20 protein-coding genes are annotated in these 20,021 nt (G+C 39.8%); 14 read left to right on the top strand and 6 right to left on the bottom strand.

The window, feature by feature from the left end; genetic code table 11:
• Positions 1 to 337 precede the first annotated feature (337 nt).
• From SLP02_RS05600 to SLP02_RS05590, 3 genes are all read right to left on the bottom strand, one after another.
• Positions 338 to 1,060, bottom strand: a complete 723-nt coding sequence (locus tag SLP02_RS05600; protein WP_319419666.1) for a manganese catalase family protein — start codon at positions 1,058 to 1,060, stop codon at positions 338 to 340.
• 958 nt (positions 1,061 to 2,018) lie between these two features.
• Complete coding sequence (locus SLP02_RS05595) at positions 2,019 to 2,501, bottom strand: AI-2E family transporter (protein ID WP_319419665.1); 483 nt, start codon at positions 2,499 to 2,501, stop codon at positions 2,019 to 2,021.
• Positions 2,502 to 2,854: 353 nt separating this feature from the next.
• Positions 2,855 to 3,751: a LysR family transcriptional regulator gene (locus SLP02_RS05590; RefSeq protein ID WP_319419664.1), complete on the bottom strand. Its 897-nt coding sequence runs from the start codon at positions 3,749 to 3,751 to the stop codon at positions 2,855 to 2,857.
• Between the two features lie 102 nt (positions 3,752 to 3,853).
• Between SLP02_RS05590 and SLP02_RS05585 the strand changes: the two genes are divergently transcribed.
• From SLP02_RS05585 to SLP02_RS05540, 10 genes are all read left to right on the top strand, one after another.
• The gene (locus SLP02_RS05585) at positions 3,854 to 4,861 is read left to right on the top strand and encodes a zinc-dependent alcohol dehydrogenase family protein (RefSeq protein ID WP_319419663.1); all 1,008 of its coding nucleotides are present in this window, start codon (positions 3,854 to 3,856) and stop codon (positions 4,859 to 4,861) included.
• Positions 4,862 to 4,917: 56 nt separating this feature from the next.
• Entirely contained in the window at positions 4,918 to 5,958 is a 1,041-nt protein-coding gene (locus SLP02_RS05580; RefSeq protein WP_319419662.1) for an aldo/keto reductase, read from the top strand.
• 377 nt (positions 5,959 to 6,335) lie between these two features.
• Positions 6,336 to 7,208 (top strand): SDR family oxidoreductase, encoded by an 873-nt coding sequence (locus tag SLP02_RS05575; protein ID WP_319419661.1) that lies wholly within the window; start codon positions 6,336 to 6,338, stop codon positions 7,206 to 7,208.
• 40 nt (positions 7,209 to 7,248) lie between these two features.
• Positions 7,249 to 7,515, top strand: a complete 267-nt coding sequence (locus SLP02_RS05570) for a PepSY domain-containing protein (RefSeq protein ID WP_319419660.1) — start codon at positions 7,249 to 7,251, stop codon at positions 7,513 to 7,515.
• The gene (locus SLP02_RS05565; RefSeq protein WP_319419659.1) at positions 7,512 to 8,459 is read left to right on the top strand and encodes a VOC family protein; all 948 of its coding nucleotides are present in this window, start codon (positions 7,512 to 7,514) and stop codon (positions 8,457 to 8,459) included. Before SLP02_RS05570 ends, SLP02_RS05565 begins: the two co-directional genes overlap by 4 nt.
• 68 nt (positions 8,460 to 8,527) lie before the next feature.
• Positions 8,528 to 9,487 carry an aldo/keto reductase gene (locus SLP02_RS05560; protein ID WP_319419658.1) on the top strand — a complete coding sequence of 320 codons (960 nt, stop codon included), beginning with the start codon at positions 8,528 to 8,530 and terminating at the stop codon, positions 9,485 to 9,487.
• Between the two features lie 57 nt (positions 9,488 to 9,544).
• Positions 9,545 to 9,991, top strand: a complete 447-nt coding sequence (locus tag SLP02_RS05555) for a cupin domain-containing protein (protein WP_319419657.1) — start codon at positions 9,545 to 9,547, stop codon at positions 9,989 to 9,991.
• A gap of 35 nt (positions 9,992 to 10,026) precedes the next feature.
• Positions 10,027 to 11,547: an SMP-30/gluconolactonase/LRE family protein gene (locus SLP02_RS05550; protein ID WP_319419656.1), complete on the top strand. Its 1,521-nt coding sequence runs from the start codon at positions 10,027 to 10,029 to the stop codon at positions 11,545 to 11,547.
• 218 nt (positions 11,548 to 11,765) lie between these two features.
• Positions 11,766 to 12,410 carry a PRC-barrel domain-containing protein gene (locus tag SLP02_RS05545; RefSeq protein WP_319419655.1) on the top strand — a complete coding sequence of 215 codons (645 nt, stop codon included), beginning with the start codon at positions 11,766 to 11,768 and terminating at the stop codon, positions 12,408 to 12,410.
• Between the two features lie 98 nt (positions 12,411 to 12,508).
• On the top strand, positions 12,509 to 14,119 hold the full coding sequence (locus tag SLP02_RS05540) for a hypothetical protein (protein WP_319419654.1): 1,611 nt from the start codon (positions 12,509 to 12,511) through the stop codon (positions 14,117 to 14,119).
• 14 nt (positions 14,120 to 14,133) lie between these two features.
• Here the strand turns inward: SLP02_RS05540 and SLP02_RS05535 are convergent, their stop codons facing one another.
• The 3 genes from SLP02_RS05535 to SLP02_RS05525 are packed head-to-tail and all read right to left on the bottom strand — an operon-like array spanning position 14,134 to position 16,987.
• The gene (locus tag SLP02_RS05535; RefSeq protein ID WP_319419653.1) at positions 14,134 to 15,204 is read right to left on the bottom strand and encodes an ATP-binding response regulator; all 1,071 of its coding nucleotides are present in this window, start codon (positions 15,202 to 15,204) and stop codon (positions 14,134 to 14,136) included.
• A 55-nt stretch (positions 15,205 to 15,259) separates the two neighbouring features.
• On the bottom strand, positions 15,260 to 16,531 hold the full coding sequence (locus SLP02_RS05530) for an ATP-binding response regulator (RefSeq protein WP_319419652.1): 1,272 nt from the start codon (positions 16,529 to 16,531) through the stop codon (positions 15,260 to 15,262).
• A gap of 27 nt (positions 16,532 to 16,558) precedes the next feature.
• Positions 16,559 to 16,987: a response regulator gene (locus tag SLP02_RS05525; RefSeq protein WP_319419651.1), complete on the bottom strand. Its 429-nt coding sequence runs from the start codon at positions 16,985 to 16,987 to the stop codon at positions 16,559 to 16,561.
• Positions 16,988 to 17,397: 410 nt separating this feature from the next.
• Here SLP02_RS05525 and SLP02_RS05520 point away from each other — a divergent pair, with 410 nt between their 5' ends.
• From SLP02_RS05520 to SLP02_RS05505, 4 genes are all read left to right on the top strand, one after another.
• Entirely contained in the window at positions 17,398 to 18,135 is a 738-nt protein-coding gene (locus SLP02_RS05520; protein ID WP_319419650.1) for a response regulator transcription factor, read from the top strand.
• A gap of 133 nt (positions 18,136 to 18,268) precedes the next feature.
• Positions 18,269 to 18,451 carry a photosystem II assembly protein Psb35 gene (psb35, locus tag SLP02_RS05515; RefSeq protein ID WP_319419649.1) on the top strand — a complete coding sequence of 61 codons (183 nt, stop codon included), beginning with the start codon at positions 18,269 to 18,271 and terminating at the stop codon, positions 18,449 to 18,451.
• 62 nt (positions 18,452 to 18,513) lie between these two features.
• Positions 18,514 to 18,819, top strand: coding sequence for a hypothetical protein (locus tag SLP02_RS05510; RefSeq protein WP_319419648.1), 306 nt, complete (start codon positions 18,514 to 18,516; stop codon positions 18,817 to 18,819).
• Between the two features lie 236 nt (positions 18,820 to 19,055).
• The gene (locus SLP02_RS05505) at positions 19,056 to 19,925 is read left to right on the top strand and encodes a Tab2/Atab2 family RNA-binding protein (protein WP_319419647.1); all 870 of its coding nucleotides are present in this window, start codon (positions 19,056 to 19,058) and stop codon (positions 19,923 to 19,925) included.
• Positions 19,926 to 20,021 lie beyond the last annotated feature (96 nt).

Below are 20,021 nucleotides of genomic sequence, written 5' to 3'. Positions count from 1 at the left end.
CTTCGGGACTATAGCCGTTGCCATTATTTAGATTAGGACACCAAAACCGCGTTGCACCGCTATTAGCTTTTTAAATAAAAATTTGATCTTAAAAGAGATTCAAAAATGCTCTACAGCACTACAATTCAGAAAAGCCAGTACACAAAAAGGCGAGCGACCCTGCTGCTTTGCAAGCAGCAAAGGAACGCGCGAGTGTTGGCTCGTGAGTGGACAGTAGTAATTTAAACTAAGTCTATCAAGCATGAAAACTGCTGTAATTTAAAAGCCATAGCCAAGAAATTAATTTCTTGGCTATGGCTAAATCAGTTTCGAGCGATTTTTAATTGAGCATATATCCTCAATTGGCTGCCGAAGAATGATTTGGTTGGGGGTGAGCGACGTATCTAAAATCTGGCTCTTGATTCCAGGGACCGCGTTGGTCTACTTCTATGTTTGAGCCTTCTGCTGGAGTAGAAGTAGATAAATTATAATACAAATCTACTGTTTCATCGGGCTGAACGTTACCAAAGAAGGGATCATCAAGCTTGCCCAAATCTTTTAATGCATTCATGAACATCTGCGTATGAGAAATTTCGCGAGTCAACAAATGTACTAGAGTTTTTTTTGTACCTTCATCTGGCGCTATTTTAATCAACGATTCATAAGTTTGACGCGCTCCAGCTTCTGCACCAATATTGGCACGTAGATCGCGCACGACATCACCGCCTTCATTTAAATAAGCTGCTGTCCAAGCACTACCTTGACTATCGAGGAAATGAGGTCCCATTCCTCGCACGGCAAACAACGTACTTTTATATGCATCGGTTTGGTCTACATTTTTAGTGTGCATTTCGATCATTTTACCAACCATTTCTAAATGACCGAACTCTTCAATAGCAATGTCTTGGAGCATATCTTTAATTGCTGGATCTTCAACATGGAAAGATTGCACCCAATATTGCAAGGCAGCAGATAGTTCTCCAGTTGCACCACCAAATTGCTCTAGTAATAGTTGAGCAAAGCGGGGATTTGCTTCTTTGATCTCGACATTGTGAATGGTTTCTTTTTTGTGGAAAAACATTGGTTTACGCCTCCTATAAAGCGATTATTTGATGTGTATTTAGGGTAAGTTTTACAAACTATATATATACCCTTTCCTAACTTTAAAATTTCGCTGCTTTAAATTAACTCATAAACTAATACTAATTCGCTAATTTTTTTGACTACACCATCTTAAGATAGAGATCTCGCAATCTGTCAAATCAAACCTCTGTATACTATTGATGTATTATTTGAGTACGCTTATTTATTCTAGTTTTTTTAATTTACAAAGCGCAGATCAACTGCATTTAAATGCTATTAATTATCAAAAAGGTGAACTCATATACATCTAATTGAGCAACTTGAATTTTCGATAAAATCATTTTTAATGATCGTTAAAATGGCTATTAAGATAAAGTTATTTTTGCCTTGTTTCGGTTATTAATAAAATGCCAAAAAATTACATTGTTGTCTTACAAATCTCAAATTCTTAATATGTCAATGTTTTTTTGACTAATATGTGTTTTCAGTTGTTTAATCTTGTAAAAAGCCGTGGAATTATGCTGCTATTGGCGCGATCGCTTTGAAAAGCTAAAGTTTTATATTTAAAAACAACTCATTTAGGCTACGTATTTTTTCGGGCAATTTATTTGGTTTTTCTCGCTAATTATTCATCCTAAAGCTCTGATATTGCATTATTGTGTCAGTGATATTGAAAAGCAATGAATTGATTGAGATAGCAGTTTTCAGACTTATGAAGTACAAATTTTAACTTACTCAAAAAGCTTAAAATCCTGATCACCTATTACCTCACTAAACCGAGAATCGCTAGATCAGCTTAGTTGTTTGTTGACTTGAGATAATAGCTCTTCAATTTCATTTAGGCGATTGCGAAGCGCGGCCTGAAGGCATCGCTAAATTCTCTGTGCCGATTATCTTCAGAAGAGGAGGGATAATGCTCTACAGTCATTGCGCCATCTGTTTCGAGAATTGCTAACCTATGTAGCAAAAACCTCAATGGTAATCCCAAAAGCTTGTGCCAGCATCTGAGGTAATGACCCGATAACACCATCGATAAAATTATTTAATTTACTAATTTCCTGAGAGAGATCAAGAACAAGTTGATATTGCTCGTGGAGATTGCGAGACTCTGAAGTTAAATTACTTATGTATTGTGGTAATTGTGAAGATAGTTTTCCCATTTGATCTAAAAGACTAGGAACAATAACCAGGGGGAACATTACGGTTAAACCAAGGATGCCAACGGATAGAATTAGAACTGCTAACCAAGGCTTTTTTACCAACTTTTCTAGCTGATGCAGTAGCGTTTGAAAAATTAGCGATAATAAAATGGCGATCGCAATAAGCTCTAAAACTGAACGAAGTTGATAGAGGATGAGGAGAGATAATAACAGTAAAACTGCAAGTGGCGCACCCTGAGTCAGTCTATCTGCAAAAGAAAGAGATTGTTTTCGAGTCATCGGTTTACCTCTGGCACTGGTATTGAAGTTGGAAATGTTATTACCTTAATGTTATTATCTCAATGAAAAGCAGAGTTTGATTGTCCGAGTTTTGAAAAAATACCAATTGCGTATTCCCAAGTCCGCGTGGCTTTTCGATGTCGAACCATGCGCGGGGGTCGCTCCTAAAAAACTGTTCAGAAAAATCAATCGCTTTTTACTACAACTTGATAGTTACGTCCTTGCCAGCTATTAGAATCGCTCTAGAAGAAAACAAAATGCCAAAGGGTTTCTTCTTTTTTCTTGCTCAAATTTGTTAAAAATTGCAGGCGTTGCCTAATTGAGACATGAACCAATAGACTTCTGTTTATTGTCTATGTTGATTTAACTTGCAAAGCATCAATTAGCGCGGCGAGTGCGGTTGGGGTCTGACGTTGATTAGGATGATAAAGGTAGTAGCTAGAAGCGGTCGGATACCAGTCTGTCAAAATCTGGATTAGCCGACCCTCGACGACCAGTTCGGCAATCTGATCCTCGTAAAGATATCCAATGCCTTGCCCCGCCAAGGTAGCCGTTAGAATTAGATCGCTGTCGTTGAAAACAAGAGATCCATCAACTCTAACTTGAAAAGCTCTGCCATCTTTCTCAAAATCCCAGTGATAAAGCCCTCCAGAGGTCATAAATCGATAGTTGATGCAGCAATGCTCAACCAGGTCTTGGGGTGTTTTTGGTTTGGGGTGGGTCGCAAAATAGGCTGGAGATCCAACAACTGCCGTTCGCACATCTGAGCCGACTCGCACTGCAATCATGTCTTTGGCAACCTTTTCTCTTAACCGAATTCCAGCATCGTAACGGCTGGCAACAATGTCGCTCAGGCTTTCGTCAATTGTAATCTCGACTCGAATATCTGGATAAGCATCGATAAAATCAGGCAATACTGGACAGATAACAGAAATTGCTGCGTGTTTAGATGTGGTAATACGTAAGTTTCCAGCAGGTTTGTCCCGTAACTTGCCCAGGTCGGTTAGTCCAGCATTGATATCCCTAAGTGCAGGTCGTAAGGTTGTCAATAGTCTTTCACCTGCCTCTGTTGTAGATACTTTTCGGGTCGTTCGCGCCAACAATCGTACTCCCAGTCTGTCTTCAAGCGACCTCATAGCATGGCTTAAGGCGGATGGAGACATTCCCAGTTTTGACGCAGCTTTTGTAAAACTCATCTCGTCGGCAACCATCACGAATGCAGATAAATCGGTTAGTTCGTCACGCCTCATTGTTGCATATTTCTCACAAGTCTATATTGATTATACTATCTAGTCATAGAATAACATTCGCTCTATAGTTAGGCTATTCGGATATAAAGCAGGAAAATGACTATGAAACGTTGGATTTTGAAAGCGGGTGCTACCGATCTTGAGGGGTTAGTACTTGAGGATGTGTCAATGCCAGAGCCAGGCGTGGGCGAAGTTCGGATTCGGATTCACGCAGTTTCGCTTAATTCCCGAGACCAGCTAGTGATTAAAGGGCCATTCGGTCGGCTAAGCGATCGCGATCTCGTCCCAGTTTCCGATGGGTCAGGTGAAATTGATGCGGTTGGGTCTGGGGTCGATAATTGGGTTGTGGGCGATCGCGTCACTGGATTACTATTACCCTGGCTAAAAGAGCCAGTTAAAGCAGGATTCGGCATGGGTTTAGGTTCGCTCAACGAAGACGGTATGTTGGCTGAATATGTCGTCTTACCCGCTGACCGTATCGTACCCGCACCCGCAAGTTTGGATTATGCTGAAGCAGCTACGCTTCCCTGCGCTGCACTTACAGCCTGGAATGCTCTTTACGGCGACCATCCTATTCAAACCAACAGCAAAGTTCTAGTTTTAGGCAGTGGCGGGGTTTCACTATTCGCTCTACTTTTTGCCCAGGCCGCAGGTGCTGAAGTAATTGCCACATCGAGTCAAAATACTAAAATGCAGCGATTAATTGAGCTTGGTGCTAGTGATGCCATCAACTATCAAGACAATTTGAATTGGGGCAGTGCGGTGTTCGAGCGGACGGGGGGGGTCGATAAAGTAGTTGATGTTGGCGGAACAGGTACACTAAATCAGTCTCTGGCTGCTGCTGGCTACGGTGGCGAAGTCGCCCTCATTGGACTGATGACAAATGGCGATAGTCCCCCAGACGTTAACCCGCTAATGAGTAAAGGCATTACCATTCGTGGTAGTTCTGTTGGCAGTGCCGAAATGTATAAAGCTTTATCCCAAGAAATTGAAACACATAAAATTAAGCCACCGATAGATCGCAAATTTGATTTTGAGGATGCTAAAAATGCTTTTCAAGCCCAGTCCTCATCAGATCTTTTTAGCAAAATCGTCATCGAACTAGTGTAGTTTACGTCAACAAAATATCTCGATTAACTTTGCTGTTTTATTTAGAATAAAATCTTATGAACCTTACTAATTTTCGCACCCTTGGTCACTCTGGACTGATCGTCAGTCCTATGGCTCTCGGTACTATGACCTTCGGCACGCAACGATGGGGAGCGTCTGATGAAATTTCCCAGTCTATTTTTCACGCCTATGTCGAGGCGGGTGGGAATTTTATCGACACCGCTGATATATATGCACAGGGTCGCAGTGAAGAATTAATCGGCAGCTATATCAACCATAGCAGCCTACGCGACGATCTGGTACTTGCGACAAAGTTCACCTTTCATGGTGGCAAATCGGGCAATCCAAATGCGGGGGGCAACGGACGAAAGAATATGTATCGGGCAATTGAAGGGTCGCTACGTCGTCTTAAAACTGACTATATTGATCTTTACTGGATGCACGCTTGGGATATGGTGACACCTGTTGAGGAAGTACTACAGTCACTCGGCGATTTGGTACGCGCTGGCAAAATTCGCTACTTCGGTTTTTCAGATGTACCAGCCTGGTATGCTGCTAAAGCTGTTGGGCTTGCCACTGCCTTTAATGTTCCTGCACCTATTGCCTTGCAGGTTGAATATTCTCTTGTCGAGCGCAATATTGAAAACGAACATATCCCCGCCGCCCGCGAATGTGGTCTTGGCATTTGCGCGTGGAGTCCGCTTGCAGGTGGATTCCTCACTGGTAAGTATAGTCTTGAGAACACTAACGGACAGGGACGACTCAGCAATAGTAATCCCTTCGAGGGAAAGTTTACTAAGTTCACCGATCGCAATTGGCGCATACTCGATGCCCTGCGAACGGTTGCCACTGAGATCGATCGCCCGCTGGCGCAAGTCGCCCTGGCTTGGGTCTCGGCACAGCCTAGCATCACCGCGCCTATCCTGGGTGCTAGCAAGCTCGAACACCTGCATGATAACTTATCTTCGTTGTCAATCCGCTTTGCCCCAGACCAAATCCAGACACTAAAACAGAGCAGTGCGCCCGATCTGGTTTTTCCTTATGGTATGTTTACGAGTGAGGTAAAGCAAAGTATCTTTAGTGGCACAATCCTTTAGGGCTGGAGTTAACGGTGTAATTAAAAATTTTCGCCATGGCACAAGAGGCAATTGAAGATTATTTGTTTAATAAAAATTCGATAATTATTTTGCGGTTCATTTTGTTTTTTCTTTTAACTAGCAATTAAGAGAAAAAACAAAATTCCGCTCATTATTGTTATGAAAACCTGATATTGATAAAAAATAACAAATAAAAAATAAATTCTCTGACTTTTGGCAGACGATCATCAGTTGAATAAGAAATAAAAATAGTAACTAATAGCGTAGAGAAAAGTTGCGCTGCTCAAAAACGGGTGTTATCAGCTACATAATTTGCCAGAATGCCTAAAAGCGACCAAAATTTAATCGCCAATATTTAGTTATAAACGGAGACAAAAATGGTAACCAAAGAACGTCGTCCAACTCCCGATGATATTCCACCACAGCAGTTAGATTATCCAGCCTCTCAAGCGGATATGACTCCACAGCCAGATAGCGATCTGTCTAACTACTCCCCAGCAGGAAAACTCAAAGGAAAAGTGGCATTTATTACTGGTGCAGACTCTGGTATTGGTCGCGCTGTGGCGATCGCCTATGCCATGGAAGGAGCGGAAGTAGCTATCTTCTACAACGTAAATGATGGCGATGCGGAAGAGACTAAAAAAATGGTCAAAGATATTGGTAATAAAGACTGCCTGATAATCAAAGGCGACGTTCGCAACTATGAAGATTGTGAGTCGGCGATCGCCCAGGTAGTAGAGCGTTTTGGTAAGTTAAATATCTTAATTAACAACGCTGCTTACCAAATGGTGCAGAAGAAGTTTGAAGATATTACCTTAGAACAGTTTCGTCGCACGATGGAAACCAATGTATTTGGCTATTTTTATATGGTCAAGGCTGCATTGCCTCATTTAGAAGAAGGTGATGTGATTATCAATACTGGTAGCATTGTCGGCAAAATGGGTAAAAACTTTCTAGTTGATTATGCCACTTCCAAAGGTGCAGTCCATACTTTCACCAAATCTTTGGCATTGAATTTAGGCGATCGCGGTATTCGAGTTAATTCCGTCGTACCAGGGCCCGTTTGGACTCCTAATATTCCCGCGACGATGACGGCAAAGCAAGTAGATAACTACGATAGTGACGGTATTATCAAGCGTACTGCTCAACCAGAAGAACTAGCTCCTGCTTATGTTTTCTTAGGTAGTTCTGACAGTAGCTTTGTGACAGGCGCACTTTACGACGTAACTGGCGGACAGTTATCAGCTTAAGAGTGATAATAGTTTAAAGCAAATTATCGTCACTAAAAAAATGCGTGCCAGTCGTCTAAAAAAGATCAAATATAGCCTTGCTCCCTTTGTAATTATTCCTCTAATCCTGACTCCAATAACAGGTGGGCTTTTCCACATAGCGGATTTAGCAGGAAAAGACGACCAGTATGGATGGTTAATGGATATCCATACTGGTAAGTTTGGGATAATTGACTTGAGTTCTTTTTATCCATTTTATAATGCTCTTGCCTTATTAATTATGGCAGGAGCAGGGATTTGGCTTTGGTTTAAAGGTTTACGAAGATGACTATTTCAACACAGACTGATGACGTTCAAGTACAAAAAGTTCGAGCTATTGGTTCAACAGTAAGCGATGCAGAGCGATCGCTCAAGTTTTATACTGAAGCGTTTTCATTTAAATTAGTTTCAGATATTACGCTCGAAGAAAGTTACTACAGCGAATTGGAAGGAATAAAAGCGACTAAAATTCGGCTTGTTACATTGCAGCTTGGGGATGAAGTGATCGAGCTTATCGAGTATCTTGACATCGAGGGAAAACCCATTCCAACTGATTCCCAGAGTAATGATCTGTGGTTTCAACATCTGGCGATCGTTGTTAGCGATATAGATCGCGCTTACGACCATGTAAAATCTTTTGAGATCGAGCCAATTTCTAGCGGACTACAAACTCTTCCGAATGGCATACGTGCCTTTAAGTTTAAAGACCCAGACGGTCACGATTTAGAAATAATTTGGTTTCCACCTGAGCTTAGTAAAGATAAGTGGCAGCAAAACACGGAAGAATTATTTTTAGGCATTGATCATAGTGCGATCGCTGTAGCCGATACCGAACAGAGTCTCAAATTTTATCGAGATCTTTTAGGGATGGAGGTAGAAGAAAGCAATATCAACTCTGGCGAAATTCAGGCTCATCTTGATGGCTTAGCAGAAGCCAAAGTGCGAGTGACAGGAACGCGACCAAAAAAAAAAGGTTTGGGAATAGAATTACTCGACTATATCGTCCCTGGAACTGGTCGTCCGTTTGCCGATGATTGGCAAAGTTACGATATTGCATCTATGCAAGTACAGCTTGTAGTTAAGGATATCGATTTAGCAGTAAATACCCTGCGAGAAAACGGAGTCGAAATTATCTCGCCTAAAATCATCCAGTTTCCCAACTCCTATCCTTATTCTCAAGCTTGCATCGTCAAAGATCCTAATGGACACGCAATGATGTTAATCACTGTCTAAATTACTCTTAAACATATCCAACTCAGATTAATAAAGTTCAAGTACAAAAATAAATTGAAAGGAAAAAAATGTCAGCTAATAGTCAATCACAAATGCTATATCGAGAGCTTGGTAATACAGGAGAAAAGGTTTCAGCCATAGGACTGGGCGGTTGGCATATCGGCTTGCCAAACGTCGATGAGCAGCTAGGTATCCGAATTGTTCGTACAGCGATTGATCGCGGTATCACTTTTATGGATAATAGTTGGGATTACAATGATGGAGTCAGTGAGAAACGCATGGGCAAAGCTCTTCGCGATGGCTATCGAGAAAAAGCGTTTTTGATGACCAAAATTGATGGTCGCTCGAAAAAAGAAGCGGCAAAACAGATAGACGAATCTTTACAGCGTCATCAAGTAGATTGCATCGATCTCATCCAGTATCACGAGATTATCCGCTACGAAGACCCACATCGAGTATTTGACGAACAGGGCGCTCATGCAGCTTTTATCGAAGCAAAAGAAGCTGGCAAGCTGCGATATATCGGCTTTACGGGACATAAAGATCCCCAAATTCATCTACATATGCTCGAAGTGGCAGCCGAAAACGACTTTCAGTTTGATACAGTTCAAATGCCTTTAAATGTAATGGATGCTCATTACCGTAGCTTTGCTAAGTTAGTTGTTCCAGAATTAGTTAAACAAAATATCGGCATTTTGGCGATGAAAACTATGGCAAACGGTATACTTTTACGCTCCAATACTGCTACTCCCATCGAATGTCTGCATTATGCTCTCAATTTACCCACCTCGGTCGTAATCACTGGAATTGATAGTCTCGAAATTCTCGACCAAGCATTTGAAGCCGTAAGTAGCTTTGAGCCAATGGACGAACAACAGGTACAATCGTTATTAGATAAAACAGCACAGGCAGGAGCGAAAGGAGAATTTGAGCCATTTAAAACCTCTTCAATTTTTGACAGCACTGCCCAAAATCCTGATTGGCTGGGAGAAGAACCAGAGAAACTTCAGCAATTAATGCCTTCATAAGTCAAGCACTATAACCTCGCGTTCTTATTTGATTTATCATAAAAAAGCTAAAAAAACATGAGCAAGCCAAAAGTAAAATACTGGCACGTATGGACAGACGAAGATGGTATAAGTCACCAAACTCAATGTGAATTGACCAACTTTGCCAAAGAAAGTATGGGTGGCGGTGCCGATCCCCAGTGGAATGATCATCTGCTTTCTAGTGATGCAGAGATTTTATTTACCGTCCAGCCAGTTGGCTGGGTGGGTCAGTGGCATGAAAACCCTAAGCCCCAGTGGATCGTGCCTTTGTCTGGTAAATGGTTTGTCGAGACAACAGATGGCACTCGTGTAGAAATGGGTGCTGGGGAGGTTTCTTTTGGTGGCGACCAAAAAACCAAACCCAATGAAAAAGGACATAAAGGTCATTTATCGGGTACTGTAGGTGATGAGCCAGCAGTACTAATGGTAGTGCAGCTAAAAGATGAGAAATGGCTAGCTGCACAACCTGGTGACTTTGCTTGAATCTAGAAAACTATTGCTAATAAGGTTGACTTATTATGCCTGAAGGTATTGAAATTTATGACGATCGCTTAAAACCTCTGTTGCGTCAAGATGCTACTCTGCAAAAGCTTACAGGTGGAACGGTTCATGGAGAAGGACCTGTTTATTTTTCTGAGGATGACAGCGTAATTTGGAGTGATGCCCACGATAACCGCCTGTTGCGTTGGAGTCCGACTGATGGCGATCAAGTGATTCGTCAGCCATCCCACTATCAAAGTGGCAATTATCGCGACCTCGAAGGTCGTCTTGTCGCCTGTTCTCAGGGTCAACGGGCAATTATCCGACGCGAAGCAGATGGTGAGTGGCGAGTTTTAATAGATCGCGCTTGGGGTCTACGTTTTAATAGTCCCAATGACTTAGTAGTAAAAAGCGATGGGACGATCTGGTTTACCGACCCAACTTTCGGGATCACTCACGAAGACCAAGGGTACGGGGGCGAACAAGAACAAGCTGGAGATTTTGTCTATCGTTTCGATCCTGCGACGGGGGAAATAGATGCAGTAATTAAAGAAATGGAAAAACCCAACGGAATTGCTTTTAGCCCCGATGAAAGTCTGCTATATGTTTCCGATACTTCTGCTGCCGAACATCCCCAGCAGCTTCACAATATCCGCGTTTATGAAGTGAGGGAAAATCGCTATGTAGAAGAGGGTCGCGTGTTTGCAACTATAGAACCAGGCGAACCTGATGGATTTCGCGTAGATGTGCATGGCAATATTTTTACCAGTTCTGCCGATAGCGTACAGGTATATGCCCCCGATGGTACTCGCTTGGGTAAAATCTTCGTGCCAGAAGTATGCACTAATCTTACTTTCGGCGGTAAAGAGAAAAATCGCCTGTTTATTACGGCTAAAACTTCTCTTATATGCGATCGACACCAATACAAGAGGCTTACAAATACATTGAATATTAAAAATTGGAAAATAATGAGCAAATTTATAAGCAAATTTATTTATATTGCAGTTGCTGTAGTTGCTTTTTTGATAACTAGCGGCATCTTACTAAAAATTCCTGCCCTATCGGCTACAAGTTCATTTGCTTTAATCTATCCTAGTGATAGTTTCCCAGGAGTATTTAAAAGCATAATTTTATTAATTTTTCGGGTTTGCATGGGCATTATCTTCGTGCGTCACGCATATCCCAAGCTGACTCACCTAAAGCAGTGGTCTAAGTCACTTAATAATATGCCGATTTGGCTCTGTGTTATTGGTGCAGCGACCATGTTTTTTGGCGGATTTTGCTTAATTGCTGGTTTTCTAACTCTATTAGCTAGCATCGGTATTTTAGGCTCGATGGCATTTGCTATGATACTAGAAATTATGGGGGGTGAACCTTTTATTGCTCAAGATCCTTATTTAACTCCTGCCGACGATTATAAAGGACCACATGGCAAAGCTGAAGGACCAAGCTGGGAAAAAGCCTTTATTTACGTTTTAATCATGATGCTAATTGCGGTATTTGGACCAGGGCTATATTCTATAGATGCCATATTGTTTCCTGATTTAACTTTTTGGTAAGCAACGGACAATCTAAATCAACCAGTCTTGTTGATCAGTATGGAAGCCAATAATTTTGTTATCAAAATAGGAAGAAATTATTAAATGACAAAATTGCCAAAGAAACGACACATCTATTTTTTGAGCTTCATTAAAACTACTGACTTTTCGTTATTCTGCGTAAGTCAGTTATTAATTGTGCCACAATACATTCAGGCATTAAAAGTTGGGTAAGGAAAATGAAAGAAATTTCTTTAGATGCAAAAGTTGTCTGTGTTGATGGTGAATGCGGTAAATCAACTCATGTAATTATCGAGCGCAATAGTCAAAAAGTAACTCACTTTGTAGTCAAAGTTTCTAATTTCTTAGAGTCTCATAAATATTTGGTATCGATTGACCGAGTTGTGAGAACTACCCCCGAATCTATTGCCTTAAGCTGTACTAAAGAGGAATTGGCTGCTATGCCTCCTTTTACTGAAATGCGGTTTCTCAATCCTGTTACGTATAAGTATGAAGCATTAGAAGACTTTAGCGACAAAGCGATCGCCGATCGCACTTCTTATTTGATGTGGTCCGATCCAACTATGAGTGGAGATATGAGTACAGATATATTCTCTATGCCAGTAGAAGAGGAAATAATTCCTGCTGGGGAGATAGCGATACACAGAGGTGCATCAGTAGAAGCCACCGACGGACATATTGGGCGGGTAGAAGAATTTTTGCTCGATCCCCAGGATCAGCACATTACTCATTTGGTACTAGAAGAGGGGCATTTATGGCACAAAAAAGAATTAACCTTACCCATGTCGGCGATCGCTCGTATGGATGAAGATTATATCTATTTAAATTTAGACAAAGAAGCAGTTAGATCTTTTTCTATTTAAACATTTTGCTCGATAATTCCAGTAGAAAACAATTATTTTAGCTAGTATAGGCAGGAAATGATTAGAAGTATTCAGGCGATGGCGCCTGTGGCAATTTTATGCAGTCTATTGAACCCAGCTTATTACCAAAATTAATTAAGGTAAAGGAATATTTAGCTACAAAAGTCGAGCAAAAAGCGGTTTACCTAGATTTAATTACCGAAATAGATGCTCTTATCGATCGATTAGCTCACAGCAAGCCAAAAATAAAATTAGTTAGTTGCAACACGTCTTTATCGAAGCAGCTAAAAGACATTAGCGAACAAGATCCAAATCTCAAGCAGCAATATCAGCTACAAATAATTCCCCCAGATGTAAAAATTCAGCATATCGTACATGGTTGCGAATTTATTTTCCTGGTATGCGATCGCCATGAAAAAATCTCAGCTAAAAAACAAAGGTTAATCCAGAAATCACTTGCCAAAAACATTGGCATGGTGATAGTTATAATTGATGATAGTCAAGCAGATATAAACAATTGGCTTAAACAGCAGGCATATACATTTCCTTCAGAAATCATTTTTCTTTTAGACAATTTTTTGGTAGTTACAGATTCTGCTTGTATTGAGCAATATCAGCATAATTTGGGGCAGTTATTAACTTTAGCTTTAGTTAAATTAGAAACAAGATTATCTCAAAAGCTAATCACAACTATTAATAGAAGTATTAAAGTTGCTAATCAACAGAAATGGCAGAAAATAAAAACACTACAAGAACTATATTGCCAAGCAGAAGGAGTTGAATCTCAGCAACAAATTAATCAGCTAATTCCTAAGATAAATAAAAAGCAACAGCACAGTTTACAAATAATCAAGCAAGAAATAAATCACAAAAAAGCTATTTTAATCAATCCTTTTGTCCAAGACAATTTGATTTGGTCAACCCAAGAAATTATTTATAAATCAGAAATTAAAATAATCAAAGAAGAAAAAAACACCTATTTATTACCGATAGTTAAAAACAATAATATTGAGTCACAGCTTTGCTTGTATATAGCCGATTTATATCAGTGCGAATTTCAAAATTATTTAGAGCAAGAATGGTATAGCTGCAATAACACTTATGCTAATGGAGGCTTAAAACAATTGCGATCGCAAATAGCAGTAGAGCTTGAATCTATAGTTCACTTAGCCGATGTGACGATCAAACCCAAAGTAGTTACCGCACCTAAATTTGAGTTAGCCAACTTGGCTTACTTACCAATCTTAGAAGCAGGAAGCAAGTTAACTTTTGACTATCACTTTAGTCAAGGTAAATGGTTCAGATTTTTGATGGTTGCTAGCATAGGCTTAATGATTTATCTAGTTACTAAGTTTCTATCAGGTGAAGGTCTATTTATTGGCTTTATAATTATAATTTTCCAGTTTATAAATCTGTTTACAGGACAAGATGCCAAAACAAATAAACTAAAACAGCAAAGTAAAGAATTAAAGCGGACATTAGATAACAAATACCAGATATTAATCCGCTTATCAGCAGACAAAATTACGCGGGATCTCATTGCTTCGGTGGATGAAGAAAATAGATATTATCAACAGCAAATTGAGGCGATCGCCAAAACTGCTAACGAAAAACTAGCCGAGGTCAAAAAAACAATTGAAGGCGATCGCCAACAGATTGAGCGGCTAAAACAAGATCGAGAAATGTTATCAATTATCAATAAACAATGATCAATTATCAATCATCAGGATAATTGTTTGGGAAACCAAAAAGAAAAAGTAGCACCTTTACCGACTTCGGATGTCACCGTAATTTGTCCTTGATGGGCATTAATAATTTGCTGACACAGATAGAGTCCTAAGCCTTTGCCAGATCGTCTATGGTTGCCTTGATGGTAGCGTTGGAAAACAGCCTTTTGATCCTGTGGGGATATACCAATTCCCGTATCTTTAACCGTAACTAATACCTGAGACTTATTGTGATCTAAAGATACTTTTACTGCACCCTTGTCGGTAAACTTAATGGCGTTGCCAATCAAATTGGTAAAAACTCGGCGCAGTTCAAGACGATCGCCCTTAATTTCTGGCACTTCTGAAGCTATATTTTGCTTTAACTCTATTCCTTTTTCAATTGCTAATGGCTGAAGTTCAGTTACTACTTCGACTATTAGCTGCTGAAGATTTACAGGGATAAAGCTTAGAGTTTTTTGCCCCAATTCATATTGATGAGTCTCTAATAGGGTATTGAGCATTTGTAGCATATTTTGATTGCTGCTGAGGATACTGGCGATCGCTTCTTTCTGCTCATTGTTAACCTCACCAAATGCCTGCTGCTGAATTAAATCTAGCATTCGGTTAGCAGCTACCAGTGGTGTTCTAAGATCGTGAGTCAGACAAGATACAAAGTTTTCTCTTTGGTCTATTGTTTCTTTCAGCCTGAGCATAGAGCGCACCCTAGCCTGTAACTCATCTAGTTGAAAAGGTTTGCGCACGAATTCATCTGCACCTGCATCCAATCCTTCAACTAGGCTAGATTCCTCTCTAGCTGTAACCAACAGTATGGGAATAAAGGGAATATTGCGGTCTTCGCGAATGCGTCGTGTGACTTCATAACCGTCCATCCCAGGCATCATCACGTCTAATAAAATTAAACTGGGAGGAGCTTTTTTAATCTGTTTTAAAGCTGTTTTGCCGTTATTAGCCACAACAACTCGATGACCTTCTTGTTCTAGGGAAAGCTGAATCAATAAAAGATTATCAGGAATATCATCTACGGCTAAAATATAGTTGCTTTTTGTGGGCTGTGTAACAGACATTGCTTAGTAAAATATTATACATAAATACCACTTAATCTAACTAACACTCTGAGATTTAGGCATCATACTTGCGAGGTATTTCTATAGTAAAAGTCGAACCCTCATCAAGTTGGCTCTCTAGGTTAATTTTGCCCCCCATCATAGTTACTAAAGACTTGGTAATAGCCAAACCCAAGCCTGTTCCAGAATGTTGGCGGGTGAAGCCTTGATCTAACTGGCGAAAGGCCTGAAATATCTTATCTCTATCTACTGGAGCGATGCCGATTCCCGTATCCGTAATGGCGATCGCAATTTTGTCTGGATCTATTTCCCAAACCTTAATTTTTACTGTTCCTATATCAGTAAATTTTATGGCATTAGAAACCAGATTAACGATGATTCTTTTAATGAAATTAGCATCCTGAACAATATAGGAATCTTTTAACTTTACCTCTGCTGTTAAATCAAGCTGTTTTTGGACAGCTAAAGAACGTAGCTCTTCAATAGTTAAATTAATTAAATTGCCTAGATTGAATCTTTGGGGTCTAATTTCTAATCTGCCTGCCTCTATCTTAGAAAAGTCGAGCATTTCATTGATCATATCTAACAAATTTTTACTGTTGCTGAAAATGCGCTGAATAAGGTTTTGTTGTTGCTCAGATAGAGGATCGCCGTATTGGCGCAATAAAAGCTGAGAAAAGCCCATAATAGCGTTCATGGGAGTCCGCAATTCGTGGGACATGGTTGCCAAAAACTCGGACTTGAGTTTGTAGGATTCTTGTAGCTGGACATTCTGGAGCTTAATTTGTTCTTGCTGTCTTTCTAATTCTTGATTTTTGAATATCAATAATTCATTGCTAATACGCAGACGTTTATTTATCAATTCCACTGCCAGTTCTGCTTTATGAATCCGAACAGCACTGTTTATTGCCTTAGCTAAACCTTTTGGTTCAATTTTGGCTTTTGATAAGTAATCTGCTGCTCCTGCCTTCATGATCTCGACGGCAATTTCTTCATCTCCTTGTCCCGTTAAAACTATGACAGGCAAATATAGATTAAAAGCTTTGATCTGAGAAAGTAAATGTAAACCATCAATATCTGGCAAACGATAATCGAGCAGTACCAAATCAAAAATATGTCCAAGATAATTGGAAGCTGAGTCAGAGCAATTAACTTGGTCAACACCGCCAAAATTTTGCCTAACCTTTAGCTCAGACATTGCATCTGCGCCATTCTTAGCTTCGGTTAAATTCGCCATCAAACCAGCTTTGCTTAAAGCTCGTCTGACTGCTAGGCGATCGACTTTGTCATCGTCAACCAACAGTATAGAAAATTGTTCTTCACTCATCACTTATCATTCACTATTCTTGTGCAGCTATGGCATCTCGCATAAAGTCCAGTATTTATTGAGGGCAACCATCACCTCAGCAAAAATTATAAAAGTAACTGGCTTGAGAATATAACCAGCAACATTTAAGTTGTAAGCCTCAATTCTATCTCTGTCTTCGTCAGAGGTAGTTAAAACGATTACAGGAGTGCGTTTTAACTCTTCGTCATTTCTAAGTTCTTGTAAAAATTCTAGACCGTTCATCTTCGGCATATTTAGGTCTAGTAAAATCAATCTTCGATTATCTGGTACGGTCGGCTGACCATCTGGCGATCGCAACATTTTTAAACCCTCTAAGCCATTTCCTGCAACGTACAAGGGGTTAGTTATCTTATATTTTTTGAATGCGCGTTTGACATTCATCACATCAACCTCGTCGTCCTCCACCAATAAGATGTTGATCATTTTGCTTTCCATACCTATTTTTGCTTTGGATCAATTATTAAACTTACAGTCACTTGAAGCTGACTTGATTAAGATCAGATTTATACTTTTTCAAAAGTCAAACTTACTAAACTATAAAAACTTCTTATATTAATATTCTTTATAATCATTTATAATACTGCTCCTGCTCATAGCTAGTGTCTATTAAAGGTTATAGATTAACGAATGAAGTCCGTTAGGGGCGAACAGTTGTTCGCCGCCGTACAGAGGTCAAAAGTTTTTAATGTTTAGGGTTTTTAATTAATAGTTCGGACAAAATCATGGATGATGTATAAGCTACAACTGCCCTCAAAAGATATACTTCTAAAGAAAGATGTTATCAATATTGAAATATTGCATAGTCTAAAAGGTATAGGTAAAAAAATATTTTTTATTAAACAAGAATGAGCAAGATTAGTGTCGTCTTAATTGAAGATCATGACTTAAGCCGAATCGGTTTATGTGCAGCCCTTAAGCAATATTCAGATATAGAAATTATTAATAATGCTGCTAATGGCGAAGACGGCTTTAAAAAGGTGACGACTCATCAACCTGATGTTGCTCTAGTAGATATAGGCTTACCTGACATTGACGGCATTGAGGTAGCTCAAAAACTAAAGCAACATCAAGCAGAAAACTCTGACTTTAATACTAAAATCTTGATGCTGACGATGCACGATAGCGAAGATTCAGTTATGGCTGCTTTCGCTGCTGGGGCTGATTCCTATAGCCTCAAAGATGTCAGCATGGACAATCTGGTCGAGGCAATTCGCACCACCCACGAAGGAAATGCCTGGATCGATCCAGCGATCGCTCGTATTGTGCTTAAGCAAGCTCAATCTACTAAAAGTACTAGTGTAGCTGTGGCTGAAAATATTCCTCAAGCTGAAGAGGATACTCAGGCTATTACTGCTATAGCCGAAGAATATCAGCAGCTAATTGAAACCTATCCTCTCACGGACAGAGAATTAGAAGTATTAGAATTAATTGTAGCTGGCTGTAGCAACGCAGAGATATCAGCCAAGCTATATATTACCGTAGGCACAGTTAAAACTCATGTATGTCATATCCTTAATAAACTGTGTGCCGATGACCGCACTCAAGCAGCGGTTAGAGCTTTACGGGCAGGATTAGTTAAGTAAGAAAGAAAGATCTATCATCAGCAGGATTTGCATCTTTCTTCTTATATCTATAAAAAGAAAGATGCAGTAGATAAGATTGGTGATATAAAGTTAATAGTTAATTAAAATAAAAAATAACAGGGAAAACTAGTTTATGAATCTTTTACTACAGATTGCCGACGCCGGACCTCACTTTCCTTATTTAGCAACAGGAGCATTAGTTGTAGGCTTTATTGCTGCGGTGAGCATTGGTTCTATTGCTTGGTACAATTCCAAACGTCCTGCTGGCTGGGAAGATAAAGAGCGTCCTGATATTGTTCCTAAAGTTGATAAGTAATCGTCGCAAAATCTTTGGTACTTCCAATGTACTATAATAACAAAATTTAAGAGAAACACGACATGGAAAACAAAACGCCCAACGACGCTAACTATGACCGTGGTATTACCTCCGCCGAAACAGCAGCCAGAATGGAAAGAGAGGGAGAAGACTTTAAAGATACTTCTCAAGGTGAAGGGGATTTAGATGCAACTGATGGTCAAACAGTAGACAGAGAAGGTTTAGCTAATAATTATGCTGTTGAGCCTGAAATGTATATTGAAGAACCAGGCGATTTACGAGAAAAGCAAGAAGCTGAAAAAGCTGAACGTGCTGAAGAATTAAAAGATATCAATACACCTGGCGGTAAAGGCACGGGTATAATCTAGATTCTCTAGACGATGGTATGTACATTTTGTTTACCGACATTAGCATGAAGTTGTCTGTAGTGTAGGGATATCGAATGTAAAACTATCTCTGAGATATTTATTAAAATTTGGTTTTTTGATTACAGCCTTAGAAATTCTGGTTTCTGAGGTTTTTTAATTACCGTCATGACAGATATATCTGTAAACTAATAACTGAGTTTAATTATATATTTAAAAATTAATTGTTATTGGTGAGTATGGGCAATACAGTTTGGGAATTAGATTTTTATTCACGTCCAATATTAGACGAAGAGGGAAAAAAGCTTTGGGAATTGCTAATCTGTGAAAGTTCTGACGATATTGCGCGATCGCCTGATACTCTATTTAAATATGCTCAATACTGTTCGAGCAAAACGGTTAACTCATTGTGGTTGAAAGAAGCTATTGAAAAAGCGATCGCCCTTGCCGAAACTACCCCTAGAAAAATTCGCTTTTTTCGCCGTCAGATGAATAATATGATTGTTAAAGCCTGCAACGATGTGGGCATAAATCCCGTCCCTAGCCGTCGCACCTATGCTCTTAACAAATGGCTGGAAGAACGCATCAAAAATGTCTATCCCCAAGAATCAGGATTCGATCTCAATACTGCCAATGCTCCTTCCGTGCAGTACCCGCCCCTAAATGCTATTTCTTTACCCGATGCTGTAAAGGGAGATCGCGGAGACAAATGGATTTTTGTGAGCCTCAGCGCAACGGACTTTGATAACATGAAAGAATGGGATATTGCTTTTCAAGAATCCTTTGCTCTTTCTCTGCTTAATATAGCCTCAGATACTATTATTCCTGGCTTAATTATCTATTCTCTCCGTGCTACACCCTTAGCTGCCTGGATGTCTGGTTTAGAAATGGGTTATTTAAACTTAGAAAAAGATATGCGCCCCCAGTTACGCTTAGAAACTGGATTAAGCGATAGTTGGACGCTAGTTAATCTAACCAACAAAGAAACTGTCAAACAAGCAGAAGATTTTGAAAAAGCCAAACAAAAAGCTGCTGGGGTTCACTTTTTGGCTGTTCAATCATCTCCTGATTCTGAATCCTTTGCAGGATTTTGGCTACTTAAAGAGTAGTATTCAACTTTGGGTGGGCAAAAGTATTATCCAAACAAGTTCAAATTATAAACTTAAGTTTTGCCCACCCTACATTTACTATGTCCTTGAAGGAGG

It is taken from the genome of Pleurocapsa sp. FMAR1 (assembly GCF_963665995.1).
Lineage (GTDB): Bacteria > Cyanobacteriota > Cyanobacteriia > Cyanobacteriales > Xenococcaceae > Waterburya.
This window is presented reverse-complemented; position numbering and strand designations above follow the sequence as displayed.